At 69.1% G+C, this 26902-nt stretch carries 24 protein-coding genes; 11 read left to right on the top strand and 13 right to left on the bottom strand.

Going from position 1 to position 26902, the window contains the following annotated elements:
- Window positions 1–210 precede the first annotated feature (210 nt).
- The 4 genes from secG to A5767_RS03315 all read left to right on the top strand — a co-directional run bounded on the left by secG (window position 211) and on the right by A5767_RS03315 (window position 4952).
- Window positions 211–444: a preprotein translocase subunit SecG gene (secG, locus tag A5767_RS03330; protein ID WP_006551479.1), complete on the top strand. Its 234-nt coding sequence runs from the start codon at window positions 211–213 to the stop codon at window positions 442–444.
- 64 nt (window positions 445–508) lie between these two features.
- Window positions 509–3271, top strand: coding sequence for a phosphoenolpyruvate carboxylase (gene ppc, locus A5767_RS03325; protein WP_064851636.1), 2763 nt, complete (start codon window positions 509–511; stop codon window positions 3269–3271).
- 88 nt (window positions 3272–3359) lie between these two features.
- Entirely contained in the window at window positions 3360–3698 is a 339-nt protein-coding gene (locus A5767_RS03320; RefSeq protein ID WP_019289286.1) for a YciI family protein, read from the top strand.
- A 3-nt stretch (window positions 3699–3701) separates the two neighbouring features.
- Window positions 3702–4952 (top strand): RNA polymerase sigma factor, encoded by a 1251-nt coding sequence (locus tag A5767_RS03315; RefSeq protein ID WP_024100803.1) that lies wholly within the window; start codon window positions 3702–3704, stop codon window positions 4950–4952.
- Between the two features lie 250 nt (window positions 4953–5202).
- Here A5767_RS03315 and A5767_RS24090 read toward each other — a convergent pair whose 3' ends face one another.
- The 3 genes from A5767_RS24090 to A5767_RS22930 form a co-directional block, all read right to left on the bottom strand.
- Window positions 5203–5352 carry a phospholipase effector Tle1 domain-containing protein gene (locus tag A5767_RS24090; protein WP_082937583.1) on the bottom strand — a complete coding sequence of 50 codons (150 nt, stop codon included), beginning with the start codon at window positions 5350–5352 and terminating at the stop codon, window positions 5203–5205.
- Between the two features lie 52 nt (window positions 5353–5404).
- A complete protein-coding gene (locus A5767_RS03310) occupies window positions 5405–5893 on the bottom strand; it encodes an SRPBCC domain-containing protein (RefSeq protein WP_019289288.1) in 489 nt (162 codons plus the stop codon).
- Between the two features lie 410 nt (window positions 5894–6303).
- Window positions 6304–6585: a hypothetical protein gene (locus A5767_RS22930; RefSeq protein ID WP_147430321.1), complete on the bottom strand. Its 282-nt coding sequence runs from the start codon at window positions 6583–6585 to the stop codon at window positions 6304–6306.
- A gap of 88 nt (window positions 6586–6673) precedes the next feature.
- Between A5767_RS22930 and A5767_RS03305 the strand changes: the two genes are divergently transcribed.
- Together A5767_RS03305 and A5767_RS03300 are read left to right on the top strand one after the other, a co-directional pair.
- A complete protein-coding gene (locus tag A5767_RS03305; RefSeq protein ID WP_231780697.1) occupies window positions 6674–7462 on the top strand; it encodes a hypothetical protein in 789 nt (262 codons plus the stop codon).
- Complete coding sequence (locus tag A5767_RS03300) at window positions 7463–9232, top strand: GMC family oxidoreductase N-terminal domain-containing protein (RefSeq protein ID WP_064851635.1); 1770 nt, start codon at window positions 7463–7465, stop codon at window positions 9230–9232.
- Between the two features lie 370 nt (window positions 9233–9602).
- On the opposite strand, the gene pgl is transcribed toward A5767_RS03300, so the two are convergent.
- Genes pgl through tkt form a run of 5 tightly spaced genes read right to left on the bottom strand, consistent with a single transcriptional unit; the run spans window position 9603 to window position 16058 of the window.
- Entirely contained in the window at window positions 9603–10364 is a 762-nt protein-coding gene (gene pgl, locus A5767_RS03295) for a 6-phosphogluconolactonase (protein WP_019289290.1), read from the bottom strand.
- Window positions 10357–11277 (bottom strand): glucose-6-phosphate dehydrogenase assembly protein OpcA, encoded by a 921-nt coding sequence (gene opcA, locus A5767_RS03290; protein ID WP_006551488.1) that lies wholly within the window; start codon window positions 11275–11277, stop codon window positions 10357–10359. Before opcA ends, pgl begins: the two co-directional genes overlap by 8 nt.
- Window positions 11262–12803 (bottom strand): glucose-6-phosphate dehydrogenase, encoded by a 1542-nt coding sequence (gene zwf / locus A5767_RS03285; RefSeq protein ID WP_006551489.1) that lies wholly within the window; start codon window positions 12801–12803, stop codon window positions 11262–11264. Before zwf ends, opcA begins: the two co-directional genes overlap by 16 nt.
- Before the next feature lie 2 nt (window positions 12804–12805).
- On the bottom strand, window positions 12806–13951 hold the full coding sequence (tal, locus tag A5767_RS03280; protein WP_006551490.1) for a transaldolase: 1146 nt from the start codon (window positions 13949–13951) through the stop codon (window positions 12806–12808).
- Between the two features lie 4 nt (window positions 13952–13955).
- The gene (gene tkt, locus A5767_RS03275; RefSeq protein ID WP_064851639.1) at window positions 13956–16058 is read right to left on the bottom strand and encodes a transketolase; all 2103 of its coding nucleotides are present in this window, start codon (window positions 16056–16058) and stop codon (window positions 13956–13958) included.
- Between the two features lie 212 nt (window positions 16059–16270).
- Here tkt and A5767_RS03270 point away from each other — a divergent pair, with 212 nt between their 5' ends.
- Window positions 16271–17248: a heme o synthase gene (locus tag A5767_RS03270; protein ID WP_064851634.1), complete on the top strand. Its 978-nt coding sequence runs from the start codon at window positions 16271–16273 to the stop codon at window positions 17246–17248.
- Window positions 17249–17312: 64 nt separating this feature from the next.
- On the opposite strand, the gene A5767_RS03265 is transcribed toward A5767_RS03270, so the two are convergent.
- Entirely contained in the window at window positions 17313–18278 is a 966-nt protein-coding gene (locus A5767_RS03265; protein WP_006551493.1) for a quinone oxidoreductase family protein, read from the bottom strand.
- A 23-nt stretch (window positions 18279–18301) separates the two neighbouring features.
- On the opposite strand from A5767_RS03265, the gene A5767_RS03260 reads away from it, so the two are divergent.
- Window positions 18302–18643, top strand: a complete 342-nt coding sequence (locus A5767_RS03260; protein ID WP_006551494.1) for a hypothetical protein — start codon at window positions 18302–18304, stop codon at window positions 18641–18643.
- 72 nt (window positions 18644–18715) lie between these two features.
- Here A5767_RS03260 and A5767_RS03255 read toward each other — a convergent pair whose 3' ends face one another.
- The 4 genes from A5767_RS03255 to mptB all read right to left on the bottom strand — a co-directional run bounded on the left by A5767_RS03255 (window position 18716) and on the right by mptB (window position 23227).
- Window positions 18716–19681, bottom strand: a complete 966-nt coding sequence (locus A5767_RS03255) for a COX15/CtaA family protein (protein ID WP_024100811.1) — start codon at window positions 19679–19681, stop codon at window positions 18716–18718.
- A gap of 68 nt (window positions 19682–19749) precedes the next feature.
- Complete coding sequence (locus tag A5767_RS03250) at window positions 19750–20547, bottom strand: ABC transporter permease (RefSeq protein ID WP_006551497.1); 798 nt, start codon at window positions 20545–20547, stop codon at window positions 19750–19752.
- On the bottom strand, window positions 20544–21488 hold the full coding sequence (locus tag A5767_RS03245) for an ABC transporter ATP-binding protein (RefSeq protein ID WP_039587157.1): 945 nt from the start codon (window positions 21486–21488) through the stop codon (window positions 20544–20546). Before A5767_RS03245 ends, A5767_RS03250 begins: the two co-directional genes overlap by 4 nt.
- Before the next feature lie 11 nt (window positions 21489–21499).
- On the bottom strand, window positions 21500–23227 hold the full coding sequence (gene mptB / locus A5767_RS03240; protein WP_442978720.1) for a polyprenol phosphomannose-dependent alpha 1,6 mannosyltransferase MptB: 1728 nt from the start codon (window positions 23225–23227) through the stop codon (window positions 21500–21502).
- Between the two features lie 73 nt (window positions 23228–23300).
- Here mptB and A5767_RS03235 point away from each other — a divergent pair, with 73 nt between their 5' ends.
- From A5767_RS03235 to sufD, 3 genes are all read left to right on the top strand, one after another.
- Complete coding sequence (locus tag A5767_RS03235; RefSeq protein WP_064851633.1) at window positions 23301–24119, top strand: helix-turn-helix transcriptional regulator; 819 nt, start codon at window positions 23301–23303, stop codon at window positions 24117–24119.
- A 115-nt stretch (window positions 24120–24234) separates the two neighbouring features.
- Window positions 24235–25680 (top strand): Fe-S cluster assembly protein SufB, encoded by a 1446-nt coding sequence (sufB, locus tag A5767_RS03230; RefSeq protein ID WP_024100815.1) that lies wholly within the window; start codon window positions 24235–24237, stop codon window positions 25678–25680.
- Entirely contained in the window at window positions 25681–26892 is a 1212-nt protein-coding gene (gene sufD / locus A5767_RS03225; RefSeq protein ID WP_064060312.1) for a Fe-S cluster assembly protein SufD, read from the top strand.
- The last annotated feature ends 10 nt before the right edge of the window (window positions 26893–26902 follow it).

Raw genomic sequence — 26902 nt, 5'->3', positions numbered from 1 at the left:
ATTTTCCGCCCGCGTGCGCGCGCCGGCGCGGGGGGCGCCGCCCCGATCGCGCCCCGGGGGGGGGGGGGTTGCCTTTCCGCCGCGTTTTGGCCCCCCCCCGCCCGCATTTCGCCCACCCGGCGTCCCCGGCACACCCGCAGCGTCCCCACAGGACGAGCGGGTAAGCTGACGCCGACGTCGCCCACCATCCGAAGGACATCGAACACCGACATGGAACTGTTCCTGGACATCCTCCTGATCGTCACGAGCCTGTTGCTCATCCTGCTGGTGCTGCTGCACCGCGGTAAGGGCGGTGGTCTGTCCAGCCTGTTCGGTGGCGGAGTCCAGTCCAATCTCTCGGGCTCGACGGTGGCGGAGAAGAACCTCGACCGTCTCACCGTCTTCACCGGCATCATCTGGGTGATCTCGATCCTCGGCATCGGACTGCAGATCAAGTTCAGCTGATCCCCGCACGTGCACGGACGCTGCCGCGGTCGCGCCCCGGCCGCCGGGCACAGATACTGGCCGTATGACGGACACTGTGCCTGCCTCTGCTACCGAACCCCTCCGCGAGGACATCCGCCTGCTCGGCGGCATCCTCGGCAACGTCATCCGTGAGCAGGCAGGACCCGAGACCTTCGACCTGGTCGAATCGGCCCGGGTGGAGAGTTTCCGGATCCGGCGCTCCGAGATCGACCGCACCGAACTCGCCGAACGCTTCGCCGGCGTCGCCACCGACGACCTGATTCCCGTCGCCCGGGCGTTCAGCCATTTCGGTCTGCTCGCCAATCTCGCCGAGGATCTGCACCGCGAACGACGTCGAGCCCTGCACGTGCGCGCAGGCGACCCACCGCAGGACAGCAGCCTCGCCGCCACCTACGCCAAGCTCGACGCCGCCGGTCCGGGCCTCGATGCCGACACCGTGACCGACGCGCTCGCGTCGGCTCTCGTCGCCCCCGTCATCACCGCTCATCCCACCGAGACCCGCCGACGCACCGTCTTCGACGTCCAGACCGCCGTCACCGAACTCATGCGGCGCCGGGAGAGGACCGACGAACCCGCCGCGCTCGAGGAAATCGACCGCGCCCTGTACCGGCACATCCTGACCCTCTGGGACACCGCGCTCATCCGGCTCGCGCGCCTTAGGATCATCGACGAGGTCGACAACGGTCTGCGCTACTACGACCTCGCACTGTTCGACGTCGTTCCCGCCCTCAACGCCGAAGTGCGACGCGAACTCCGGCGACGCTGGCCCGACGCGGCGGTGCTCACCGAACCGCTGGTCCGGCCGGGAACCTGGATCGGCGGCGACCGCGACGGCAACCCCAACGTCGACGGCGAGGTCGTCACCACGGCCGCGAATCGCGCCTGTGAGACCGCGCTGCGACATCACCTCACCGAACTCGCCGCGCTCGAACGCGAACTGTCGATGTCCGAACGCACCGCGACCATCAGCAGCGCCCTGAAGAAGCTCGCCGACGACTCGGGCGACGACAATCCCGCCCACAGCGACGAGCCGTACCGACGCGCCGTACACGGCATCCGCGCTCGCCTCACCGCGACCGCGGAACGGTTGCTGCCCGGCGTCGACCTGCCCCACACGGTGCGCATCCCGTGCGAACCGTATCCTCACCCGGCCCGCCTGCACACCGACCTGAACATCGTCGACGCATCCTTGCGTGCGGGTGGTGCCGCGGTGATCGCCGACGACCGACTCGCCCACCTGCGCAGCGCCGTCGAGGTCTTCGGGTTCCACCTCGCGCCACTCGACCTGCGGCAGAACTCCGAGGTACACGAGAACGTCGTCGCCGAACTGCTCTCCTGGGCGGGGGTCACCGACCGCTACCGCGACCTGCCGGAGGACGACAAGGTCGCGCTGCTCACCGCGGAGTTGCGGATCCGCCGCCCGCTCACCACCCCCGACGCCCACCTGTCGGACGAGACAGCCAAGGAACTGGGCATCCTGCGTGCTGCCGCCGACGTGGTCCGTCGCATCGGACCGGCCGCCATCGAGCACTACATCATCAGCATGTGCACCTCGGTGTCCGACCTGCTCGAGGTCGAGGTCCTGCTCAAGGAGGTCGGGCTGCTCGACCTCGACCGCGGCTATCCGCGCAGCACGGTGCAGGTCATCCCGCTGTTCGAGACGATCGACGACCTGCGCGGCGGTGCCGCCACGCTGACCGCCGCCCTCGCCGTGCCCGAGTTCCGCAGCCTCGTCGACGGACACGACGGACTGCAGGAGATCATGCTCGGCTACTCCGATTCCAACAAGGACGGCGGTTATCTCACCGCCAACTGGGCGCTCTACCGCGCGGAACTCGATCTCGTCGAGGCGGCGCGCACCGCCGGGATCCGGCTACGCCTGTTCCACGGTCGCGGCGGCACCGTCGGTCGCGGTGGCGGACCGAGTTACGACGCCATCCTGGCCCAGCCTCCCGGCGCGGTCCAGGGCTCGTTGCGTCTGACCGAGCAGGGCGAGGTCATCGCCGCGAAGTACCGCGAACCGGTGCTCGCCCGCCGCAACCTCGAGGCGCTCGTCTCGGCGACCCTCGAGTCGAGCCTGCTCGATGTGGAAGGCCTCGGGAAGGACGCGCCGGAGGCCTACCGCATCCTCGACGAACTTGCCGACCTCGCTCGCGCCGCGTACAGCCGACTCGTGCACGAGACACCGGGATTCGTCGAGTACTTCACCACCGCGACGCCGGTCTCGGAGATCGGTGCCCTCAACATCGGCAGCCGTCCCGCCTCCCGCAAGCAGACGAAGGCGATCAGCGACCTGCGGGCCATCCCGTGGGTGCTCTCGTGGACCCAGAGCCGCGTGATGCTCCCCGGCTGGTACGGCACGGGAACGGCTGTGCAGGACTGGGTGGCCGGTGATCCGGACCGGTTGGCGACCCTGCAGGATCTCTACCGTCGCTGGCCGTTCTTCCGTTCGGTGCTGTCGAACATGGCGCAGGTGCTCGCCAAGTCCGATCTCGGCCTGGCCGCCCGGTACTCCGAACTCGTCGAGGACACCGAACTGCGCGAGCGGGTGTTCGGCAGCATCGTCGACGAGCACGCCCGTACAGTCGACGCCTACCGGCAGATCACGGGCTACGACTCGCTCGTCGCGGATAATCCGGCGCTCGAGCGGTCGCTGCACAACCGGTTCCCGTATCTCGAACCGCTCAACCACCTGCAGGTCGAGTTGCTGCGCCGGTTCCGTGCCGGTGAGGACACCGACCGTGTCCGGCGCGGTATCCAGATCACGATGAACGGTCTCGCCACGGCGTTGCGCAACAGCGGTTAGAAAAAATTTCTCGTCGGGCGTCGATCCGGCAGGTGTCCGTTCGTCGTGATGGTGTAGGACGAACACCACACAGACGGGAGCGACCGCCATGAAGTACATGCTGTTGATCTACGCATCCACGACCGACGAGGCCACCTGCACCGTCGAGGACTGGCAGGACTACGAGAAGGCGATGCGCGACGCGGGTGTCCTCGTGTCCGGGCACGCCCTGCAGGATCTCGTCACCGCGACGACCGTGCAGGTCGACGCGGACGGACGACGCACGGTGACCGACGGACCGTTCGGCGAGAGCCGCGAGGTGCTCGGCGGATACGACGTCATCGACGTCGGCAGCCTCGACGAGGCACTCGACTGGGCGGCACGCTGTCCCGGATCGCGGGACGGCGGCACGGTCGTCGTGCGGCCGATCGCCGACTTCGGGGACTGAGCGATGGGGGAGCCGGCCTCGGCCGTCGAGTCGGTGTTCCGCGAGGAACACGGCCGGCTCCTCGCCGCGCTCGTCCATCGCTTCGGCGACCTCGACCTCGCCGAGGAGGTCGCATCGGAGGCACTCGAGGCGGCGCTCGTGCACTGGCCGGTCGACGGTGTGCCCGAGCGTCCGGGCGCTTGGCTGCTCACCACGGCCAGGCGCCGAGCGCTGGATCGGGTGCGCCGCGACCGCGTGTATGCGACGCGACTGGCGGAACTCGCCGTCGACACCGAACGTCGCGCGTCGTACGAACCGCCCGATGCCGGAGAACTGACGGACGACCGCCTCGAACTGTTCTTCACGTGCGCCCACCCCGCCCTCGCGGCGGACGACCGCGTCGCGCTGATCCTGCGCTGCCTCGGTGGTCTCACGACGAACGAGGTCGCGCGGGCCTTCCTCGTCCCGTCGCCGACGATGGCCCAGCGGATCGTGCGGGCCAAGAAGAAGATCCGCGGTGCCCGCATCCCGTTCCGGGTACCCGGACCGGACGAGCTGCCGGAGCGCCTGCCGGTGGTGCTCGCGGCGCTGTACTCGATCTTCACCGAGGGCTATGCCGCGAGCAGCGGTGAACATCTGCAACGCCTCGCCCTCGCAGAGGAGGCGGTCCGCCTCACCCGCATCCTGCACCGTCTGATGCCGACGGAACGGGAGGTGAGCGGGTTGCTCGCGCTGATGCTGCTCGTCCATGCCCGCCGGGACGCACGCACCGCCCCGACCGGCGCCGTCATGCTGCTCGACGTGCAGGACCGCACCCGATGGGACCGCGCGATGATCGAGGAGGGCAGCGCATTGGTGGTCGCCGCACTCACCGGACGACCACCCGGCCCGTACGGGGTGCAGGCCGCGATAGCCGCGTTGCACGACGAGGCGAGCGACGTCGACAGCACCGACTGGCCGCAAATCGTCGCCCTCTACGACGTACTGACCGCCCTGAGCCCGTCACCGATCGTCGCACTGAACCGCGCCGTGGCGGTCGCGATGCGCGACGGGCCCGCGGCCGGACTCGAACTCCTCGACGGACTCGCCGACGAGCCGAGTATCCGCGACTACGGACCGTACGTGGTGGCACGAGCCGAGTTGCTGGCTCGGGTCGGCCGGAAAGGTGAAGCGGCCGAAGCGTATCGGCGGGCGCTCGAGCTCGCCGGTACCGAACCCGAGCGGCGCCACCTCAGGGCGAGGTCGGCGGAGCTGTCGCGTTCACGGGAGTTGTGACCGACCCCGGTGCGCCGAGACCTCCGATGGGGGCGGAGCGGCGCGGTCCGGCGGTTCGTATGGCCGGATACCTCGAGGTCGTAGCGCTTCGGCGTGTACCACTCCGGATCGACCCAGTGCGGATTCCGTAGCCGGGTCGCCAGACCGTCCTCCCGGAGCTCGACGCTCTCGTGGATCTTCAGTCCTTCGGGCGATCGTGCCCCGCCGAGGATCTCACGAGTTCCTCGCCCGATGAGCCACCAGATGCGGCTCATCCGGGTCGGCGTCGCCGTCGCGCTCGTCTGTTCCGGCAGTCCTCGAATCCACCGCCGACGTCGGAGTGGACGCCCGCGAACCAGACCTCCTCGATCCGGTCGTTGGCGACCTCGTCCACCTTGTACGGCCTGCGGTACTCGTCGATGGAGATTTCCGGTGGTGCTCGTCGGGCGGATCACTGCAGCGAAAGGCGCCGGTCAGCGGTATTCGTCGACCAGGTCGAGGTAGTCGTCCCACAACGGCGGGCGGGTGCCGGCCAGTGCTGCGTCGAGGCGGTCGAGGTAGTACTGCCACCCCGGCCCGATCTCTCCGGCCTCCGAGCGCGGGACGTGCCGGTGTGTGAACTCGAGGGTGGTGACCTTCCCGACCTGACGCAGCACCACCTCGAGCTGCCACCCGTCCACGTCGACGGCGAATCCCTCGGGGGGAGAACACCGGAGGATGTCGACGTAGGTGGTGGCCGAATCGTGGTCGTCCGTCATGGTCAGGAGCACACGGCCCGTAGCGGGGTCGCCGATGTACGTGCCGTACCAACGGCCCAGCTTCTCCGAATCGGTGAGTGCCGCCCAGACCTCACCGATCGGGAGCAGGAAGTTGCGGTGGTATATCAACCGCACCAGCGACGAGTCGCTCGGGCAATCGCGCTCCGGGCTCACTTCGCCTGTGATCGTCCTCGGCGTGCTCATCACGGCTCCTCTCGATGGGCGCTCGCCTTATCGAAATTGTCCTGCATCCGGCTGCCGGTGCGGTCCGTTTCACCGCGATGGGTCCTCCCGCTGTGTAGTGCGCTGCTCGAATCCGTTCACAGGATCGTCCCGATCGGCACGGCGGGGTGAACCGTCGGTACAGGGACGAGATCCTCGAACTCGGATGGCGGCAGTCGTGGAGGTCGTTGTCCGGCACTTCGGCCCTCACGGATACCGGTTCACCGACGACGGGAGCCTCCGCGATCCTCACCAGCCAGTGGCGAAAGCCGCCACCGGCACCGCCACGCTGGTCACGAGCATGCACCACAACGTGACAGTGTGCAGACGGCGGCGGGAACGAGCCTCGGTGCCGCCGAGATGTGTCTCCGCTGTGGCGCGGAGGGGACGACCTATCCGTGGCGGATCAGCGCCTCCCAGGGCCACTGCCGCTGCGGGTCGGTCGGTACGCGACGTTCGAGCGGTGCGCACACGAGCGTCCGGCCGTCCGCGTCGGTGATGTGCAATCGCGAAGGCGTCGCATTGCGCAGTCCGGAAGGTGCCGTGTCCGAGGCCGGCGCAAGAACGCCGGCGCGACGCTCGTCGCCGGGACGATCAGCAGGAGCATCGTCCCGGCCTCGGAGTGTCTCCAGGACGGACGCGAACCGGTTGCTCTCCCTCTTCTTCTGCAACATGATTCCCACCCCGTCGCACCGATCGGCCGTGTTCGAATCCTGCACGCCCCGTGCGCGGACGGCACGGGTAGCGAGCTACCCGATTTCCGTGGATCGCTCCACCGGTCCGTGCGACCCGCCGGACGATCCGGACGACATTCCGCAATCGTTCCACGACATCTCGTACGCTGCACCACGGCAACGACGAGGGGGCGACGTGGACGACCCGCAGCACGGGTACTGGAACAGACGGCGTTTTCTCGCCGGGACGGCCGCGACGATGGCGGCGTTGATCGGCACCGCAGGGGTGCTCGCGAGCGAAGCCGACGCGAGTCCGCTGAACGAGACGCCGCCCGTACGCGACACGATCAACGGGGTGCTCGCGTTCGTCGCACCCGGCAACGACCCGTACTCGCACCAACAGGGCGTGTGGACCGACCGGCCCGGCGGCGTCACCGCCGGCACCGCGGAATCCCTCGAGCGAACCCTGGACCAGGCCTCGCCGATGCCGCTGCTCGGACCCGAGGCGGGCAACCTGCCCGGCGCCGCGGCGATCGCGGTGCTGCTCAACACTTTCGGTGTCACCGCCGACCCGCGTTCGGTGAGTGGTCCGTTCGCAGCGCCGTTCGCGAACCTGAGTCATGCCGCGAAGGCGCAGGTCTTCGAATGGCTCGACACCGACCCGCGTTTCGAAGGTCTGGTGCTGAAATTCGTGGTCAACGCGATTCCCACGCTGGCGGCCTTCGCGGCGTTCTCGGAGGTCTCCGCGTACAACCGTACTCGGCGCGAGCTCACGGGGCGGCCGGTCGGCTGGGAGTTGAGCCGCTATGCAGGGCCGAGTGACGGGTGGGACGAGTTCCTGGGCTACTACGGCGAAATCGACGAGGTGGAGGGATAGATGACCGACGTCATCGTCATCGGCGCCGGGGGTGGCGGACCCGTCGTGGCCAAGGAACTCGCGGCGCGCGGGCTCGACGTGCTCGTTCTCGAAGCAGGTCCCCGCTTCGCCGACCCGGAGAACGAGTGGACCCATTTCGAGGACGACCTCAACAATCCGATCACCGGGCTGTTCCGCCACGGACCGGGAGACCGCTCGGGCACGCCGTGGCTCCGAGATCTGCCTCAGAATTCGTTCGTGTGGCAGGTATCCGGCGTCGGTGGCACCACGCTCCACTTCTTCGGCAACTCGCCGCGGGCGGCACCCGGCGTATTCTCCGGATACGATGGCGCCGACCGCGACATGTACGACACGGCGCACCTGTTCCCCTTCGGATACGACGAACTGCGTCCCTACTACGAGCGGGTGGAGGCCACGCTGCCGGTGCAGACTGCCCCGATGGGCGCCAAGGAGCAGTTGTTCCTGCGGGGAGCAGCGGCCATGGGTCTGCCACACCAGACCTCGCTCGATACCACCGTGGCCGCCCACCGCGCACAGCAGAACGCGATCCTCCAACCCGGTGGTACCGCCGGCCGCACCCGCGACCGTGCGCGTCTGCACCATCCCGAAGCGCGGGGCTGCACGATGTGCGGGCACTGCTATCAGGGCTGCTATCTGCCGCTGGGGGCGCCGCGGAATCTCAAGGCCAGACGCTCCACCGACAATTCGTACGTGCCGATGATGCTCACCGCGGACGCGTGGTCCCCCCAGGGGCGTGCCGTCACCCTGATCGCCGATGCAGTGGTCTTCGAGATCCTCGTCGAGGAGGTGAACGGGGAGACCGTGGCGCGCGGAGTGCGGTTCACGACGGGAGAGGACGAGCACGAAGCGACTGCCCCGGTGGTGGTGCTGGCGGCCGGGTGCATCGAGAGCCCACGATTGTGGCTGAACTCGGCGCTGCCGAATCCGAACGGCTGGGTCGGCCGCGGCCTCACCGACCACCACATGGACGCGGTCTTCGGCGTCTTCGACGAGTACACCGGGCAGACGCGCGGCCCGGGTTCCAACGCGCGCGTCGATCTGCCCGGCTACGGCGGGATCGAGCAGGTCGGCCTGCCCCCGGCATTGATCGCGTACGCGCTGAACTTCAGCGACTCCGGCATCCACGGGTACGGACGTGCCGGAGGCGTCGTCGATTCCGCGGGGGCCGACAGCGTGGGGAGGCTCGTCGGACGCGACCTGCTCGATACGATGGCCGACGCCGACCGGGTCCTCGCGGCGCTCGTCATCTCGGACGACGACGTCGAACCGGACAACCGCGTGACGCTTTCGCCGATCCTGTACCCGGACGAAGCAGGTCTGGCGCCGCGGGTGACCGTGCAGCATCGTCGGCGCTCGGCGCGTACCCGCCGCAATCGTGACCACGCGACCCGCAAGGCCGTCGAGTTGATGAGAGCGGCGGGCGCGAAGAGGGTGCATCGCTGCGACTGGCCACCGCTGATCCTGCACTCGCAGTCGAGCATGCGGATGGGAGTGAGTGACCGGGATTCGGTGCTCGACGCCGACGCGGAGGCCCGGTGGGTGAAGAGACTGTTCGTCGCCGACAACTCGGCGCTCGCCAACAGTCTCGGAGGTCCGAACCCGACGTTGACGACGCAGGCGATCGCCACCCGCACGGCCGAGAAGATCTTCGCGAAGTACTTCGACGGTGACCCCTGGGTGGCACGGGAGAACCCGGTGTCGTCGATCGACGACCGCGTCACCGCCGCGGTGATCGAACGGGGTATCTGACCGCTCGATCCCGGATCGGACCGGCCGATTTCGTCCCGAGTGGAACCGTCGGGCGTCCCGGCGCGTCGAACGAGACAGAGGGCCGTGACGACAACGGTCCACGACGGGAGGAGCTCACCGGCATGGACCCACGAACGGTGCGATGTGTCCCGGGCCGATCACCGTTGCGCGCACTGCGCTCGACGGCAGGTCCGCGATCGATGAATCGGATGCGGTGTGTGCGAACCGGTGTCGACGACGGCGACACCGCCGGTACTTCGGAGGGGCGCCGTGTGGAGACGGACGACGCCGACGATCCCGACTTCGACGGCGCGGGCGCATGACGGCCGGATCGCCGATCACGGCGTCGGACTCCCGACGCTCCGCCCGGTCACTGCGCCGGGAGTTGCTCTGCGGCAGCCGGATCGAGGAACCACACGGTGCGTTCGGTGCCGTGGGCGCCCGCGGATGGGAAGTCCTCCGGTGCGGCACCGCCCACGGCCGCCGCGACGGCCTCCGCCTTGGCGGCACCGGTGACCAGCAACCAGACCTGCCGCGCCCGCTGCACGGCGGGCAGCGTCAGCGTCACCCGGGCCGGCGGCGGCTTCGGGGAGTCGTCGACACCCACCACGAAACGCTCCGACTCGCGCACCGCGTCGGTGTGGGGGAACAGCGAATTGATGTGTCCCTCACCGCCCATGCCGAGCAGGTGCACGTCGAAGACCGGCACGGTGCCGTCGGGGGAGTGCGCCGCGAGGAGTTCGGCGTACCGCTGGGCCGAGTCCTCCGGTGTGCTGCACCCGTCCTCGCCGAGCGCCGGCATGGTGTGGATGCGTGCCGGGTCGATCGGCACGTGGTCGAGCAGAGCCCCACGGGCCTGCACCTCGTTGCGATCCGGATCGCCGGGCGGCAGGAAACGCTCGTCGCCGAAGTAGACGTTCACCGCCGACCAGTCGATGGCGCCCTGGTCGCGACGCACGTGCTCGAGCATCGCGATACCGGTACCGCCGCCGGTGAGCACGACGTGGGCCTGCACCCGCTCGCGCTGCGCGGCGACGACGGCATCGACGAAGGCGGACGCCGCGGCGCGGGCGACCTCGTCGGCGTCGGCGAAACGCCGGATCTCGGACGGAGTGCGGGCCGTGTCAGACATAATCCACCTTCGGCAGGGCCGACAACGCGGCTTCGTAGACTTCGTCGGGATCGAGGCGACGCAGTTCCTCGGCGAGACATTCGGCCGAGTTCCGGCGCGCCAGGCTGATCAGCGAATCGGGCTTGTGGGTGCGTTCGAGGGTCGCCACGCGACCTTCCTGCGGGCGTTCCAGGGCGATCGTCTGCGACGCCGTGCGCAGTTCCACCCTCAGCTCGCCGACGGATCGCTCGACGGGGCAGTCGAGACGGCTCGCGAGCCACCCCGCGATCAGATCGACGGCCGGTTCGGTCCGCAGCCCCGACACGCGTGCCGAGAGCACTGGCTCGTAGGGCGGCTGATCGAGTGCCGAGACCAGCAGCGCCCGCCAGTAGGTGATGCGGGCCCAGGCCAGATCCGTGTCGCCCGGCCGGTAACCGGACAGGCGGGTCGCGAGATCGGCACGCGGGTCGTCGGAGTTGGTCACGTCGGTGATGCGGCGGACGGCGAGACGACCCACCGGGTCCTCGGCCGGGACCGCGGGGGCCTGGTTGGGCCACCACGCGACGACGGGGGTGTCCGGAAGGAGGAAAGGCACCACGACCGATTCCTGATGTTCACCGAGTTCGCCGTGCAGGGCGAGGATCAATGCCTCGGAGGCACCCGCTTCACCGGCGACCCGGATCTCCGCGTCGAGCCGCGACGGACCGTCCTGTCGTCCGCGACCGACGACGATGACGCGGCAGGGATGTTCCTTCGACGCCTCGGTGGCGGCCGTGATCGCGGCGTCGAGGCCTCGCGCGTCGCCGGCGCACACGATAAACGTGAGAACACGGCCCTGCGTGACCATTCCACTCGACCGTCGCAGCTCCACCAGCTTGCGACTGATGGCATTCGCGGAGGTGTTGCGCAACTGGAGCCTCACGGACGCCTCCATTCCCGGCCGGTACGCCGCAGCATCTCGTCGGCCGATTGCGGACCCCAGGTGCCGGACTCATAAGGTTCCGGTCGCCCGTTCGCCGCCCAGTGCTCGAGCACCGGATCGAGGATCTTCCAGGACAATTCGACTTCCTCGTCCACCGGGAACAGTGACGGGACGCCGAGGAGCACGTCGAGGATCAGGCGCTCGTAGGCCTCGGGGGAGGAGACCGTGAATGCCTGGCCGTAACTGAAGTCCATGTTCACGTCCCGGACCTCCATCTCGGAGCCGGGCACCTTCGACCCGAAGCGCATCGTGATGCCCTCGTCGGGCTGCACGCGGATCACCAACGCGTTCTGACCGAGCTCCTCGGTCATGGTCTTGTCGAACGGCAGGTGCGGGGCCCGCTTGAAGACCACCGCGATCTCGGTGACGCGGCGGCCGAGGCGCTTGCCGGTGCGCAGGTAGAAGGGCACACCCGCCCAGCGGCGGGTGTCGACCTCGAGGGTGATGGCCGCGTACGTCTCGGTGGTCGAATCCGCCGCGAAACCCTTCTCCTCGAGCAGTCCGACGACCTTCTCGCCGCCCTGCCAGCCGGATGCGTACTGGCCGCGCGCGGTGGTCTCGTCGAACGGCTCCGCCGGCCGGGTCGCCGACAGCACCTTGATCTTCTCCGCGTGCAGCTCCGACGCCGCGAAGCTCACCGGTTCCTCCATCGCGGTGAAGGCGAGCAGCTGCAGGAGATGGTTCTGGATGACGTCGCGGGCCGCGCCGATGCCGTCGTAGTAGCCGGCGCGACCACCGAGGCCGATGTCCTCGGCCATCGTGATCTGCACGTGGTCGACGTAGTGCGCGTTCCACACCGGCTCGAACATCTGGTTCGCGAAACGCAACGCGAGGATGTTCTGGACCGTCTCCTTGCCGAGATAGTGATCGATGCGGAAGACGGATTCCTCGGAGAACACCTCACCGACAACCGAATTGAGCTCGCGCGCACTCTCGAGGTCGTGCCCGAACGGCTTCTCGATCACGACGCGGCTCCACGAGCCGCCGCGTTCCGCGGCCAGACCCGAACGCGACAGCTGCCCGCACACCACGGGGAAGGCGTCCGGGGGAACCGACAGGTAGAACGCGTGGTTGCCACCCGTACCGCGTTCGCGGTCGAGCTTCTCGAGGGTCGTCGCGAGCTCCGCGAACGCCGCATCGTCGTCGAAGGTGCCCTGCACGAAGCGGATCCCCTCCGCGAGGCGCTGCCAGACCTCCTCGCGAAAGGGGGTACGCGAATGCTCACGCACCGCGTCGTGGACCACCTGACCGAAGTCCTCGTCGGCCCAATCCCTCCGGGCGAAACCGACGAGCGCGAATCCGGGCGGCAGGAGGCCGCGGTTGGCGAGATCGTAGACGGCGGGCATCAACTTGCGCCGGGCCAGATCGCCGGTCACGCCGAAGATCACCAGCGCGCACGGGCCGGCGATACGGGGCAGTCTGCGATCTCTGTTGTCCCGGAGCGGATTCACCCACTCCGCCGCACCGGATTCGGGCACGTTCAGCCCTCCGCGCCCGGCGCGTGAGCCGCGAGCTGTTCCGCCGTCGCCGCGAGCAGGTCCTTCCACGCCACGACGAACTTCTCCACACCCTCGTCCTCGAGCTTGCGGAAGACGTCGGGAAGATCCACACCGACCGATGCCAGCGCGTCGAAGACCTGCTGGGAGGAGGCGATGTTGCGGGTGACGGTGTCGCCCGTGACCTCACCGTGGTCGGCGACGGCCTCGAGGGTCTTCTCCGGCATCGTGTTCACGGTGTTCGGCGCGACCAACTCGGTGACGTAGAGGGTGTCGGGGTAATCGGGGTTCTTCACACCCGTCGACGCCCACAACGCACGCTGGGGAACGGCACCCGCCTCGGCGAGCTGCTCGAACCGCGTCCCGCCCTCGAACGCGCGCTGGTACGCGCCGTACGCGAGCCGCGCGTTGGCGAGACCGGCCTTGCCACGCAGAGCCAGCGCCCGGTCGGTGCCGATCTCCTCGAGGCGCGGGTCGATCTCGGTGTCGACACGCGAGACGAAGAACGACGCGACCGAGCGGATCTTCGACAGGTCGTGACCGGAGGCCTTCGCCGCGGTCAGGCCGTCGAGGTAGGCCTCGATGACCCGCTCGTAGCGCTCGACCGAGAAGATCAGCGTGACGTTGACGCTGACACCCTCACCGATCACCCGGGCGATGGCCGGCAGACCCGCCATCGTCGCCGGGATCTTGATGAACAGGTTCGGGCGGTCGACGATGCGCCACAGCTCGAGGGCCTGCTGGACGGTCTCGTCCGTCTTGTGCGCCAGACGCGGGTCGACCTCGATCGACACCCGTCCGTCGAGGCCGTCCGTGGCCTCGAACACCGGCGCGAGGACGTCGCAGGCCGCGCGCACGTCGTCGGTGGTGACGGTGCGGATCGCCTCGGTGGCGTCGGCACCGGCGGCGGCGAGATCGCGGATCTGCGCGTCGTAGGCATGGCCCTTCGACAGGGCGGCTTGGAAGATCGACGGGTTGGTCGTCACACCCACGACACTGCGGGTCGCGACGAGCTCGGCGAGCTTGCCGGAGTCGATGAGGTCGCGGGACAGGTCGTCCAGCCACACCGAGACACCCTGGGCGGACAGTTCGGCCAGCGCAGCGTTCTGCGTGGAGGTCTGCTGGGTCATCGGATCATCCCTTCACTCGGGTCAGCGAGCGACGCGCGGCGTCGACGACGGCCTCGGCAGTGATGCCGAACTCGCGGTACAGGGTCTTGTAATCGGCGGAGGCGCCGTAGTGCTCGAGCGAGACCGGCTCACCGGCGTCGCCGATGAGGCGGTACCACGGCATCGCGAGACCGGCCTCGACGGACACGCGGGCGCGCACCGACGGGGGCAGCACCTCGTCGCGGTAGGCCTGGTCCTGCTCGAGGAACCGGTCGAGCACCGGCACGGAGACGACGCGGGTGGGCACACCGTCGGCCTCGAGGGTCTCGCGGGCGGCAACGGCGAGCTGGACCTCGGAACCGGTCGCGAGGATCACGACCTCCGGGGTGCCCGACGAGGCCTCGGCCAGGATGTAGGCACCGCGGGCGACACCCTCGGCGGCCTTCTCCCGCGTGCCCTCGAGCACCGGCACGTTCTGACGGGTCAGCGCCAGAGCGGTCGGGCCGGTGCGGTTCTCCAGCGCGGCCTTCCACGCGAACGACGTCTCGTTGGCGTCGGCCGGGCGGATCACGGCGAGATTCGGGATCGCGCGCAGCGCCGCGAGGTGCTCGATCGGCTGGTGCGTCGGGCCGTCCTCACCGAGACCGATCGAATCGTGCGTCCACACGTAGATCGCCGGGGTCTGCATGAGGGCCGCGAGACGCACCGCGGGCCGCATGTAGTCGGAGAAGACGAGGAAGGTGCCGCCGTAGGGGCGGGTCGGGCCGTGCAGGGCGATGCCGTTGAGGATCGATCCCATCGCGTGTTCGCGGACGCCGAAGTGCAGGGTGCGTCCGTAGGGCTGCGCGTTCCAGTCCTTCGTGGAGATCGACTCGGGACCGAAGGAGTCGGAACCGGGAATCGTCGTGTTGTTGCTGCCGGCGAGGTCGGCGGAACCGCCCCACAGCTCGGGCAGTACCGGTCCGAGCGCGGCGAGGGCCTTGCCGGACGCCGAGCGGGTCGCGGGACCGCTCTCGGTGGGCTCGTAGGTCGGCAGTGCGTCGACCCAGCCCTCCGGGAACTCACCGGCGTGCAGGCGGTCGAACAGTTCCTTGCGCTGCGGCTCGCGGGCGGCCCACGCGTCGAAGTCGGCCTGCCATGCGGCGCGTGCCTCGGTGCCGCGCGTCACGACACGCCGGGCGTGCTCGATCACGGCCGGGTCGACGTCGAAGTTCTTCTCGGGGTCGAAGCCGAGGATCTTCTTGATCTCGGCGACCTCGTCGACGCCGAGCGCGGCACCGTGCGCGTCGCCGCTGTTCATCTTCGTCGGCGCCGGGTAGCCGATGATCGTGCGGACGGAGATGAAGGACGGACGGTCGGTGACCGCCTTCGCGGCCTCGACGGCCTCGAGCAGGGCGGTGACGTTCTCGCCGCCCTCGACGGTCTGCACGTGCCAGCCGTATGCCTCGTAGCGCTTGGAGACGTCCTCACCGAGAGCGATCGCGGTGTCGTGCTCGATGGAGATCTTGTTGTCGTCGTAGAAGACGATCAGGTTGCCGAGCTGCTGGACACCGGCGAGCGAGGACGCCTCGGAGGTCACGCCCTCCTCGATGTCGCCGTCGGACGCGATCACATAGACGTAGTGGTCGAACGGGCTCGAGCCGGCGGGCGCCTCGGGATCGAACAGACCGCGCTCGCGGCGGGCGGCCATCGCCATGCCCACGGCGGAGGCCAGACCCTGACCCAGTGGGCCGGTGGTCATCTCGACGCCGGCGGTGTGGCCGTACTCGGGGTGGCCCGGGGTGAGCGAACCCCACGTGCGCAGCGCTTCGAGGTCGGCGAGCTCGAGTCCGTAGCCGGACAGGTACAGCTGGGTGTACAGCGTCAGGCTCGAATGTCCGCACGAGAGCACGAAGCGGTCGCGGCCGACCCACTCGGGGTCGGTCGGATCGTGGCGCATCACACGCTGGAAAAGGGTGTACGCGAGGGGAGCGAGGCTCATCGCGGTACCGGGATGCCCGTTTCCGACCTTCTGCACGGCGTCGGCGGCGAGCACGCGCGCGGTGTCGACGGCCTTGGTGTCCAGGTCGGTCCAGTCGGCAGGATGCGCAGGCTGGGTGAGGGTGCGGATCTCGTCTGTGATCGACACGAGCTTGAAGTCTCCTGACATGGGTGTACGGGGTCCCGGCGGGTGGAAGTCGGCCCGCGCGCTACTTCAGACTAATGCGCTGCTCCGAACGGGTCGATTCGGTCCGGGCAACGGTCCGGTCTACCATCGTTCGTAGTAGAGGAGCGTCCGGAACCGGGCGACCGTGAACGGGCGAAACGAAGGTGCGGATCCGCGTGGGACAAGGAGACAGTGTGCGGGCAGGGCGACGGCCGGGAGGACACGGCTTCGGCGCCCCCGAAGCGCCGAGCGCCCCGCGCCCCGACACCGCGTGGGGCCGGATCTCCGGCACCGTCCTCGCCTACATAGCGTTGACCAAGCCGCGGGTGATCGAACTCCTGCTGGTCGCGACCATTCCCGCGATGCTGTTCGCCGACCGCGGCAACGTCGACATCGTGCTCATCCTGAGCACCCTGTTCGGCGGCTGGATGGGTGCGGCGAGCGCCAACTCGCTCAACTGCGTCGTCGACGCCGACATCGACAAGGTGATGAAACGCACGGCGTTGCGTCCGCTCGCCCGGCAGACGGTGCCGACACGCAACGCCCTCGTCTTCGGCATGCTGCTCGGCATCGCGTCCTTCACGTGGTTGTGGTGGCGCGCCAACCTGTTGGCCGGACTGCTGGTCGTGGCGACGATCGCGTTCTACGTGCTCGTGTACACGATGGTGCTCAAACGCCGGACCTGGCAGAACGTGGTCTGGGGCGGGGCTGCCGGATGTATGCCCGTGATGGTCGGCTGGGCCGCCGTGACGGGTTCGCTGAGCTGGGAACCCATCGTGTTGTTCCTGGTCATCTTCTTCTGGACGCCGCCGCACACCTGGGCGCTCGCGATGCGTTACAAGGAGGACTACAAGGCAGCCGGCGTGCCGATGTTGCCGGTCATCGCCACCGAGCAGCACGTCACGAAGCAGATCGTGCTCTACACCTGGGCGACCGTGATCGCGACGCTGGTGATCGTCCCGGCCGCCGGTGTGATCTACGCGGCCGTCGCGCTGCTCGCGGGCGCCTGGTTCCTGATCGTCGCGCACCAGCTGTTCAACAGTGTGCGCGGCGGGGCGTCGGTCAAGCCGCTCAAGCTGTTCCTCCAGTCCAACAACTACCTCGCGGTGGTGTGCCTGGGCCTGGCGATCGACTCCGTGCTCGCACTGCCGACGATCGGCTCGTACTTCTGATCCACGCTTCACGACGAACGCCCCGGCCGAGCGGCCGGGACGTTCGTCGTGCCGGGTCCGGAGATCACGGGATCAGGACGATCGATCCGGTGGTCCGGCGTCCTTCGAGATCGGCGTGGGCGCGGGCGGCCTCGGCGAGGGGATAGCTCGCTCCCACGCGGAGCTTCAGCGACCCGTCGGCGAGCGCCGCGAGCACGTCGCCCGCCCGCCACAGCAGCTCCTCGCGGTCTCGGGTGTAGTGCACGAGGGTCGGCCGCGTGACGAACAGCGAACCCGCCGGGTTCAGCCGCTGCAGGTCGAAGGGCGGGACGGGTCCGCTCGCGGCACCGAACAGCGCGACCGTGCCGCGCACGCGGACGGACGCGAGCGACGCCTCGAAGGTCGCGGCACCGACACCGTCGTAGGCTGCGGCCACCCCCTCGCCGTCGGTGAGCTCGCGCACCTTCTCGGCGAGGTCGTCGCCGTAGCGCAGCACCTCCGCGGCGCCGGCCTCCCGCGACAGGGCTTCCTTCTCGTCGGAGGACACGGTGGTGATCACCCGCACGCCCTTCGCGACGGCGAGTTGCGTCAGGATCAGCCCCACACCACCGGCACCTGCGTGGACGAGCACCGTCTCGCCGGGCTGGGCCGGGTGGACGGAGTTCAGCAGGTAGTGCGCGGTCATGCCCTGCAGGAGGACCGAGGCGGCCTGCTCGGCCGGCACCGAGTCCGGGACCGGCACGGCGACCTGCTCGCGGACGCGGACCAGTTCGGCGTACGAGCCGGGTGCCTCGCACCACGACACTCGGTCGCCTACCGCCGTGTCCCGCACACCCTCGCCGAGGGCGACGACCGTGCCCGTGCCCTCCGAGCCCGGGATGTACGGCAGCTCCGTGCCGTAGAGGCCGGTGCGGAAGTAGGTGTCGATGAAGTTGACGCCGATCGCGTCGGTGCGAACCAGCAGCTCACCCGGTCCGGGCGAGGGGTCGGGTCGTTCGACGGGGACGAGGACGTCGGGGCCTCCGTGCTGTGCCACTTCGATTGCGTGCATAGCGCTCACAGTATTCTGCAGACATGAGCGTCGAAACACAGGTCGTGGCCGCACCGGCCGACATCGTCTCGTCCATCCGCAGCTTCGTCGCCGAGCACGGAGGTTCCGGGAAGGCCGTGCTGCAGCCGATCGGTCTGTCCGGCGTCCGGATCACCGTGGTCGCCGCCGACGGCACCCTCGGCGACCGCGTCGCGAAGGACCTCCCGACGGCGCGCGCCATCGTCGAGGAGATCCCCGACGTCACCGTCTCCGAGTGGGACCGCGAGGTCACCAGCATCGCCAACCCGCAGAAGGGTCACTGGGCGAAGATGGCCGGTTGGGTGGCACGTCAGACGAAGTTCCCCAAGGCCCGCAACGAGCGCTGACCGGCCCGACATCCGTACGACGACACGCGGCCCCTTCCCGGAAGTCCGGGGAGGGGCCGCGTCGTCGAACGGTCAGGCCGGAACGGGCTCGCGATCCGGTGCGGTCGTGCGCGTCCGTCCGGCCGCCCAGACCGCGGCGGTCGCCGCCGTGCACAGTCCGGCGCCGGCGACGTGGAAGACGACCAGCACGGCAGGCACGTCCGTCCAGAACTGGACGAGGCCGATGCCGGCCTGTGCGACCACCAGGGCCAGGACGACCTTCAGACGCAGCGTGACGGCTCGGGGTGCATGGACCGCGTAGACGGCGAAGGTGAGGCCGATCAGCAGCGCGAGATAGCCGATGAGCGCTTCGGCGTGCAGGTGGACGAGATTGGTGATGTCGAGCGCGAGGCGCGGGACGGGTCTGTCGACGCTCTTGTCTCCGGCGTGCGGGCCGGCGCCGGTGACCATCGTGCCGAGCACGAGGACCACGGCGAGCGCGACACCCGACAAGGCGGTGAGCCGGCGCAGCGGCTGGGGCAATACCTGCACCACCGTGCCGTCGTCCGGCTCGCTCACCTTCGCGTAGAGCACTGTCGCCAGCCACACCATGAGCATCGATGCGAGCAGGTGGATCGCGACCGTCCACCAGGCGAGACCGGCCAGGACGGTGATGCCGCCGATGATCGCCTGCAGCACGGTGCCTGCCGGCATCAACCACGCCCAGGCGATGACCTCCTTGCGGCGCCGCGCACGGGTGACGGCCAGGACGATCGCGGCTGCGACGGCCACGACCACGAAGGTCAGCAGCCGGTTGCCGAACTCGACCACCTGGTGCAGGGTGTTCACCCCGCTCGACACACCCACCGGGACCAGCGACCCGGGGAAGCACTGCGGCCAGGTCGGGCAACCCAGTCCGGAGGCAGTGACGCGGACGACCGAGCCGGTCACTGCGATGCCGCCCTGGGTGAGAATCGTGAGGAACGCGATGATCTTCTGCGTCCGCAGCGACGGCAGGGGGAGACGGTCGACAAGGCTCAGGTAGCCGCGATACAACACGGTTCGATGGTACGGCGTGAACCACTACACGCTGTAGTTGGGTCGTGCCCGATCGGGCCGCCCACGACTCAGGTGAAGCGGAACCAGCGCGCCGCGGCGGTGCCGCCGATCACCGTCCACACGAGCAGCGAGACGATCGACAACCAGTCGAACACACCCGAGGTGGCGTTCTCGAGCGCGAGCGTCAACGCCCCCGACGGCACGATCCGCAGCAGGTGGACCACCGCTTCGGGGATCACGTCGCCGAGCACCACGACGCTGCCGATGCCCAACAGCACGAACCACACGATGTTCGCGAGGGCGAGCACGATCTCGGCGCGCAGGGTTCCACCGAGCAGCAGCCCCAGTGTCGCGAACATCACCGTGCCCAAGGCGATGACGACCGCCCCGATGAGCAGGTCGACGGGGGAGGGGCGCCAGCCCAGGGCCAGCCCGATGGCACCGAGCAACACGGCCTGCAGGACGACGACGATGCCCACCGCCGCGCTCTTGCCAGCGATGATTCCCCACTTGGGCAGCGCGGTCGCGCCGATCCGCTTGAGGGCGCCGTAGCGGCGGTCGAAGCCCACGGCGATCGCCTGACCGGTGAACGCCGTCGACATCACGGCCACCATCATCACCGCTGGCAGCACGCTGTCGACCCGCGAGTCGCCGAGATCGCCGATCGGTAGCAGCGACAGGCCGATCAGCAGCGTGATCGGAATGAACATGGTCAGTAGGAGCTGCTCGCCGTTGCGCAGCAGCAACTTGAGTTCCATGGCGGTCTGCGCCGCGAGCATCTTCGACGGCGAGTTCGGCTGCGGTCGCGGGGTGAAGGTCCCTTCCGCAAACCGGTTGTTCGCCAGACGATCGTGGGTCACGCTCACCCTCTCAACTCCCGACCGGTCAACTCGAGGAAGACGTCCTCGAGGCTGCGCTGATCCACCCGGATCTCGGTTGCCAGTGCGCCCAGATTCGCGCACCAGGTCGCCACCGCCGCGACGACGGACGGTTCGATCGTGCCCTCGACGAGATACCGCCCGGGATTGTCCTCCCGTATCCGGTAGGTGCCGGCCAGGGCGGACTGCAGGGCACTCAGGTCGAGGCCCGGAGGCGCGGACAGCCACAGCTGGCCCTCGGCGCCGTCGCGGGTGACTTCGTCGGGTGTCCCTGCGGCGACCACCCGCCCGTGATCGATGATGACGATCTCGTCGGCGAGCTCTTCCGCCTCGTCCATGAGGTGGGTGGTGAGCAGCACGCTCACACCGTCGCGGCGCAGTGCGTCGATCAGTTCCCAGACGAGCAGCCGGGCCTGTGCGTCGAGACCCGCCGTCGGTTCGTCGAGGAACACCAGTTCGGGGCGCCCCACCAGCGCGCATGCGAGCGCGAGGCGTTGCTGTTGTCCGCCCGACAATCGGCGGTAGGGGGTGCGGCGGGCGTCGGTGAGCCCGAGGCGCTGGAGCAGCCAGTCGGGGTCGAGGGGATCCGCCGAGTACGCCGCCACCAGGTCGAGCATCTCACCGGCCCGCGAACCGGGATAGGCGCCGCCACCCTGCAGCATCACGCCGATCCGGGGGCGGAGGGCGTCGGAATCGGCGACGGGATCGAGCCCCAGGACGCGGACTGTGCCCACGTCGGGAGTGACGAACCCCTCGCACATTTCCACAGTGGTGGTCTTACCGGCGCCGTTCGGGCCGAGGAGGGCGAGCACCTGGGCGCGTTCGACGGTCAGATCGAGACCGTTCACGGCGGTGACGCCCCCGTAGGTCTTGACGACGCCGTCCAGGCGCACGGCCGGTACCGCACCGGCGGGAGAACTCGGGGTCACAGGGTTCCAGCCTAGGCGTCCGCGGTTTCCGCCGGACGCGGTGGTGTGCGCTCCTGCAGCCGCCACGGCAGCCGGGAGCGTGTGGCGACGATGATCAGACCGACCACGACGATGGTCGCGATCGACGCCTGGACGATGATGAACGGTTGGTATTCGCTGCCGTTGGGCATGAGGATCATGCCGACAACCGACGAGAACGCGATGGTGGGGATCCGGAAGACCGGGCGGGTCGCCCAGGCCGCGAGCGGGATCACCGCCCACAGCAGGTACCACGGTTGCACGACCGGGAAGAGCAGCACGATCGCGCCCAGCGAGACCCCCAGCGCACCGACCGGATGGATCCGTCCCATGAGCACCGCGAGCAGCATGCGCATCGTGACGAAAGCGGCCACCAGCGCTGCGATGGGGCGCGTGATGGACAGCACGGCCGTCGTGTGGTCGCCGAGACCGAGCAGCACGCCGCCGAGGCCGGTACCCATGCCGAGCAGGGTCGGGATCGACATCCAGCTGCGGACCTCCGTGGCGGTGCCCAGGGTCTTCGTCCAGCCGAAGCCCAGGCCGCTGCCCCAGCTCATAGCGCCGATGACGACGCAGGTCCCGATGCCGAGGATCGCGGCGGCGGCGAGCACGGCGCGGAAGCCGCCACCCCACTTGCGGGCAAGGGCCATGCCGACGAATCCGAGTGCGAGCAGCGAGGGCACCTTGATCATCGACGACAGGGCGATCAGCGCGGTGCCGGCCGCGAGCCACCCCGCGAGACGCAGGCGCGAGGCCGCCTCGTCGTCCGGGTGGACGGCCCGCAGCGCGAGCTCGACACCGGCGAGCATGAGCCCGAGCATCAGTGCCTCGTTGTGGATGCCCGCGACCAGGTGGAAGAGCAACAGCGGGTTCGCGGCACCGAGCCACAACGCGCTCACCGACGCAACGCCGCACCGGCGGGCGAGCCGCGGCAGCGCCCACACGATCAGGGCCACACCCACGAGCGCGAGCAGCCGGTGGACGAAGATGCCGGCCACGATGTTCTCGCCCGTGAGGTACGTGATCTTCTCGCCGATCCACAGGAAGGCCGGGCCGTAGGGGGCCGAGGTGTCGCGCCAGATGTTCGGCACCGTCCGGGTCAGGACGTGGTCGACCCCCAGCGCGCCGGCCGGACCGATCGCGTAGGGATCGAGCCCGCGCGCGGCAATCTCGCTCTGCGCAAGATACGAGTAGACGTCCTTGCTGAACATCGGCGGAGCGACGACCAGCGGAAGGATCCACAGCAGCAAGGTGCGGTCGAGCTGCGACCGGGACAGTCGGCGCACGGGACCGTCCGGTGCGCCCCGGCCGATCGCGAACCGGCCGAGCAGCAACCAGGCGAGGATCACCAGCGCCGTGCCGATCATGGTCGTCGTGAGGGCGGCGCTCGGCATGCGTGCCGCCAGTCCGAGGGCGCGGACGCCCTGCACGGGGTTCTGCAGGACCGGCTGGGCGCCGGCGCCGAGTGCCCCGACTGCCATGAGGACGGCACCGGTGGCGCCGAGCAGCCGGATGCGGTGGAGGTAGACGTTCTCGATCGCGTCGAGTCCGCGACCTTCGATCTCGTCGCCGTGCAGGACGACCGAGACATCGGCGTGTGGTCCCGGGGCATCGAGGCCCAGAGCGCGTCGGATCCACACGTGCAGCCGTTCGCGGACCCCGGATCGGCCCGGCGACGGAGACGTCGTGTGCGGGGCGGACAGGGGAGGAGTCGACGGCACGTCAGAAGCGTAACGGGACGACGAGGGTGGTCTCCGACGGCTCCGTCACGAGGTGTAACAAAGGGCACCCTTGGTGGACCGTCCTTCCGAATTCCGTCACACTGGTGTTGTGAAATACCCGTCCGACACCACCGACACCGCAGAACGCGCAGGTCACGCACCTGCCGCGACGGCGTCGCGCGTCGAGGACACCCGCAAGAGTCCTGCTTCGACGGGCCGCGAGATCCCGGAGGGTCAGACCCGCGCCGCCGTCGTGCAGCTGCTGCTCGAAGAAGGTCCCATCACCGCGCCGGAGATCGGCGAGCGTCTGGGGCTCAGCGCCGCGGGCGTGCGACGCCATCTCGACGCGCTCATCGAGTCCGGTGAGGCGCAGGCCGCCGCGCCGCCGCGCAGGCAAGGACGCGGTCGTGGCCGCCCCGCCCGCCGCTTCCAGCTCACCGCCGTCGGACGCGCCCGCCTCGGGCACTCCTACGACGATCTCGCCACCGCCGCCATGCGGCACCTCCGCGAACTCGGCGGCGACGCTGCCGTGGAGGACTTCGCACGCCGCCGTGTGGACTCGATCCTCGGCACCATCGCGCCCGCCGACGAGAACCTCGACGACGTCGAGAGCGTCGCCGAGGAGATCGCCGGGGCGTTCACCGCCTCCGGTTTCGCCGCCTCGACCCGCCGCGTCGGCACCGGCGTGCAGATCTGCCAGCACCACTGCCCGGTCTCGCACGTCGCGGAGCAGTTCCCCGAACTGTGCGAGGCGGAGCAGGAGGCCTTCGTGCGGATCCTCGGAACCCACGTGCAACGCCTGGCGACGATCGCGAACGGCGACGCCTTCTGCACGACACACGTGCCCGTTCTCTCCAAAGCGGACGCGCCCCGTCCGGAGCCGCCTACGTGACGATCCCACCGCGAGTGCTCCGCGAACCAGGGCACATCAGGAAGACATCCACCCACCCGTCGACCGTCGACGCACAGCCCGCGCCGACGCCCACCAGACTCCGGAAGGAGCTCGCATGACCGTCGCATCGGATCAGACGTCCGGAACCGCGCCGCTGACGCAGGAAGAGACGATCGATTCTCTCGGCCACTACGAATACGGCTGGGCGGACCCCGACACCGCGGGCGCCACGGCGCAGCGCGGCCTGTCCGAAGAGGTCGTGCGGGACATCTCCGCCAAGAAGAACGAGCCTGAGTGGATGCTCGATATCCGCCTCAAGGCGCTGCGCACCTTCGACAAGAAGCCGATGCCGGTGTGGGGCTCGAACCTCGACGGAATCGACTTCGACAACATCAAGTACTTCGTGCGCTCGACGGAGAAGCAGGCCGCGAGCTGGGACGAGCTCCCCGAGGACATCAAGAACACCTACGACAGGCTGGGCATCCCGGAGGCGGAGAAGCAGCGCCTCATCGCCGGTGTCGCCGCCCAGTACGAGTCCGAGGTGGTCTACCACCAGATCCGCGAGGACCTCGAGAGCCAGGGCGTGATCTTCCTCGACACCGACTCGGGCCTGCGCGAGCACCCCGAGCTGTTCAAGGAGTACTTCGGCACGGTCATCCCGGCCGGCGACAACAAGTTCTCCGCCCTGAACACCGCGGTGTGGTCGGGTGGCTCGTTCATCTACGTCCCGCCGGGTGTGCACGTCGACATTCCGCTGCAGGCCTACTTCCGCATCAACACGGAGAACATGGGCCAGTTCGAGCGGACCCTGATCATCGTCGACGAGGGCGCCTCGGTGCACTACGTCGAGGGCTGCACCGCCCCGATCTACAAGTCCGACTCGCTGCACTCCGCGGTCGTCGAGATCATCGTCAAGAAGGGCGGCCACTGCCGCTACACGACCATCCAGAACTGGTCGAACAACGTCTACAACCTGGTGACCAAGCGCACCAAGGTCGAGGCCGGCGGCTCGATGGAATGGATCGACGGCAACATCGGTTCCAAGGTGACGATGAAGTACCCGGCAGTGTGGATGATGGGCGAGCACGCTCGCGGTGAGGTGCTCTCCGTCGCCTTCGCCGGCGAGGGCCAGCACCAGGACACCGGCGCGAAGATGCTGCACCTGGCTCCGCACACCTCCTCGACCATCGTGTCGAAGTCGGTGGCGCGCGGCGGTGGACGTGCCTCCTACCGCGGCCTCGTGCAGGTCAACAAGGGCGCCCACGGCTCGAAGTCGACGGTCAAGTGCGACGCGCTGCTCGTCGACCAGATCAGCCGTTCCGACACCTACCCGTACGTCGACATCCGTGAGGACGACGTCACGATGGGTCACGAGGCGACCGTCTCGAAGGTGAGCGACGACCAGCTGTTCTACCTGATGAGCCGCGGACTCGACGAGGACGAGGCCATGGCCATGGTGGTGCGCGGATTCGTCGAGCCCATCGCCAAGGAACTACCGATGGAGTACGCCCTCGAACTCAACCGCTTGATCGAACTGCAGATGGAAGGGGCAGTCGGCTAAATGACTGCGGAAGCGAAGAACACGCCGGCTACAGCGACGGGCGTGCAGGATGCCGTGCGTGCCGAGAACCGGGTGCCGGCAATCAACAAGGGTGAGGTCTTCACGTCCTTCGATGTGAACGCCTTCGAGATTCCGTCGGGTCGCGACGAGGTGTGGCGGTTCACCCCGCTGCGCCGCCTGCGCGGTCTGCACGACGGCACCGCTCCCGCGACCGGCACCGCGACCGTCGAGGTCACCCCGGTCGACGGCGTGCAGGTCGAGACCGTGGCGCGCGACGACGCGCGACTCGGACAGGCCGGTGTGCCGTTCGACCGGATCGCAGCACAGGCGTACTCGTCGTTCGAGACCGCGACCGTTCTCACCGTCGGCCGCGAGGTCGAGGTCGCCGAGCCCGTCACCGTGACGATCACGGGACCGGGCGAGGGCGCCGTCGCCTACGGTCACGTGCAGATCCGGCTCGAGGCGTTCGCCAACCTCACGCTCGTCATCGACCAGCGCGGCAGCGGCACCTACGCCGAGAACATCGAGTTCGTGCTCGGCGACAGCGCACAGCTGAAGGTCGTCGCGGTGCAGGACTGGGCCGACGACGCCGTACACGTCGCCGCGCACCACGCTCGCGTCGGCCGCGATGCCGTGCTGCGCCACTTCACCGTGGCGCTCGGCGGCGATCTCGTGCGCGTGTCGGCGACCACCAAGTACGACGGCCCCGGCGGCGACGCCGAACTGCTCGGCCTGTACTTCGCCGACGCCGGCCAGCACTTCGAGCAGCGCCTGCTCGTCGACCACTCGCAGCCGAACTGCAAGTCGAACGTCGTGTACAAGGGTGCGCTGCAGGGCGATCCGGCCTCCGGCAAGCCCGACGCGCACACCGTGTGGATCGGCGATGTGCTCATCCGCGCCGAGGCCGAGGGCACCGACACCTTCGAGCTCAACCGCAACCTGGTGCTCACCGACGGTGCGCGCGCCGACTCCGTGCCGAACCTCGAGATCGAGACCGGTGAGATCGTCGGTGCCGGACACGCGTCGGCGACCGGCCGCTTCGACGACGAGCAGCTGTTCTACCTGCGTGCTCGCGGTATCCCCGAGGAGGAAGCGCGTCGCCTCGTCGTCCGCGGCTTCTTCCACGAGCTGCTCGAGCGCATCACGGTCGCCGAGGTCCGCGAACGGCTCGAGGCCGCCATCGAGGCGGAACTCGCCGCCGTCGGCGCCTGACGGCCGTCTC

It is taken from the genome of Rhodococcus sp. 852002-51564_SCH6189132-a (assembly GCF_001665495.1).
In the GTDB taxonomy this organism is placed as follows: domain Bacteria; phylum Actinomycetota; class Actinomycetes; order Mycobacteriales; family Mycobacteriaceae; genus Rhodococcus; species Rhodococcus pyridinivorans.
The sequence above is the reverse complement of the archived record's forward strand: the minus strand, read 5'-3'. Positions and strand labels throughout refer to the sequence as shown.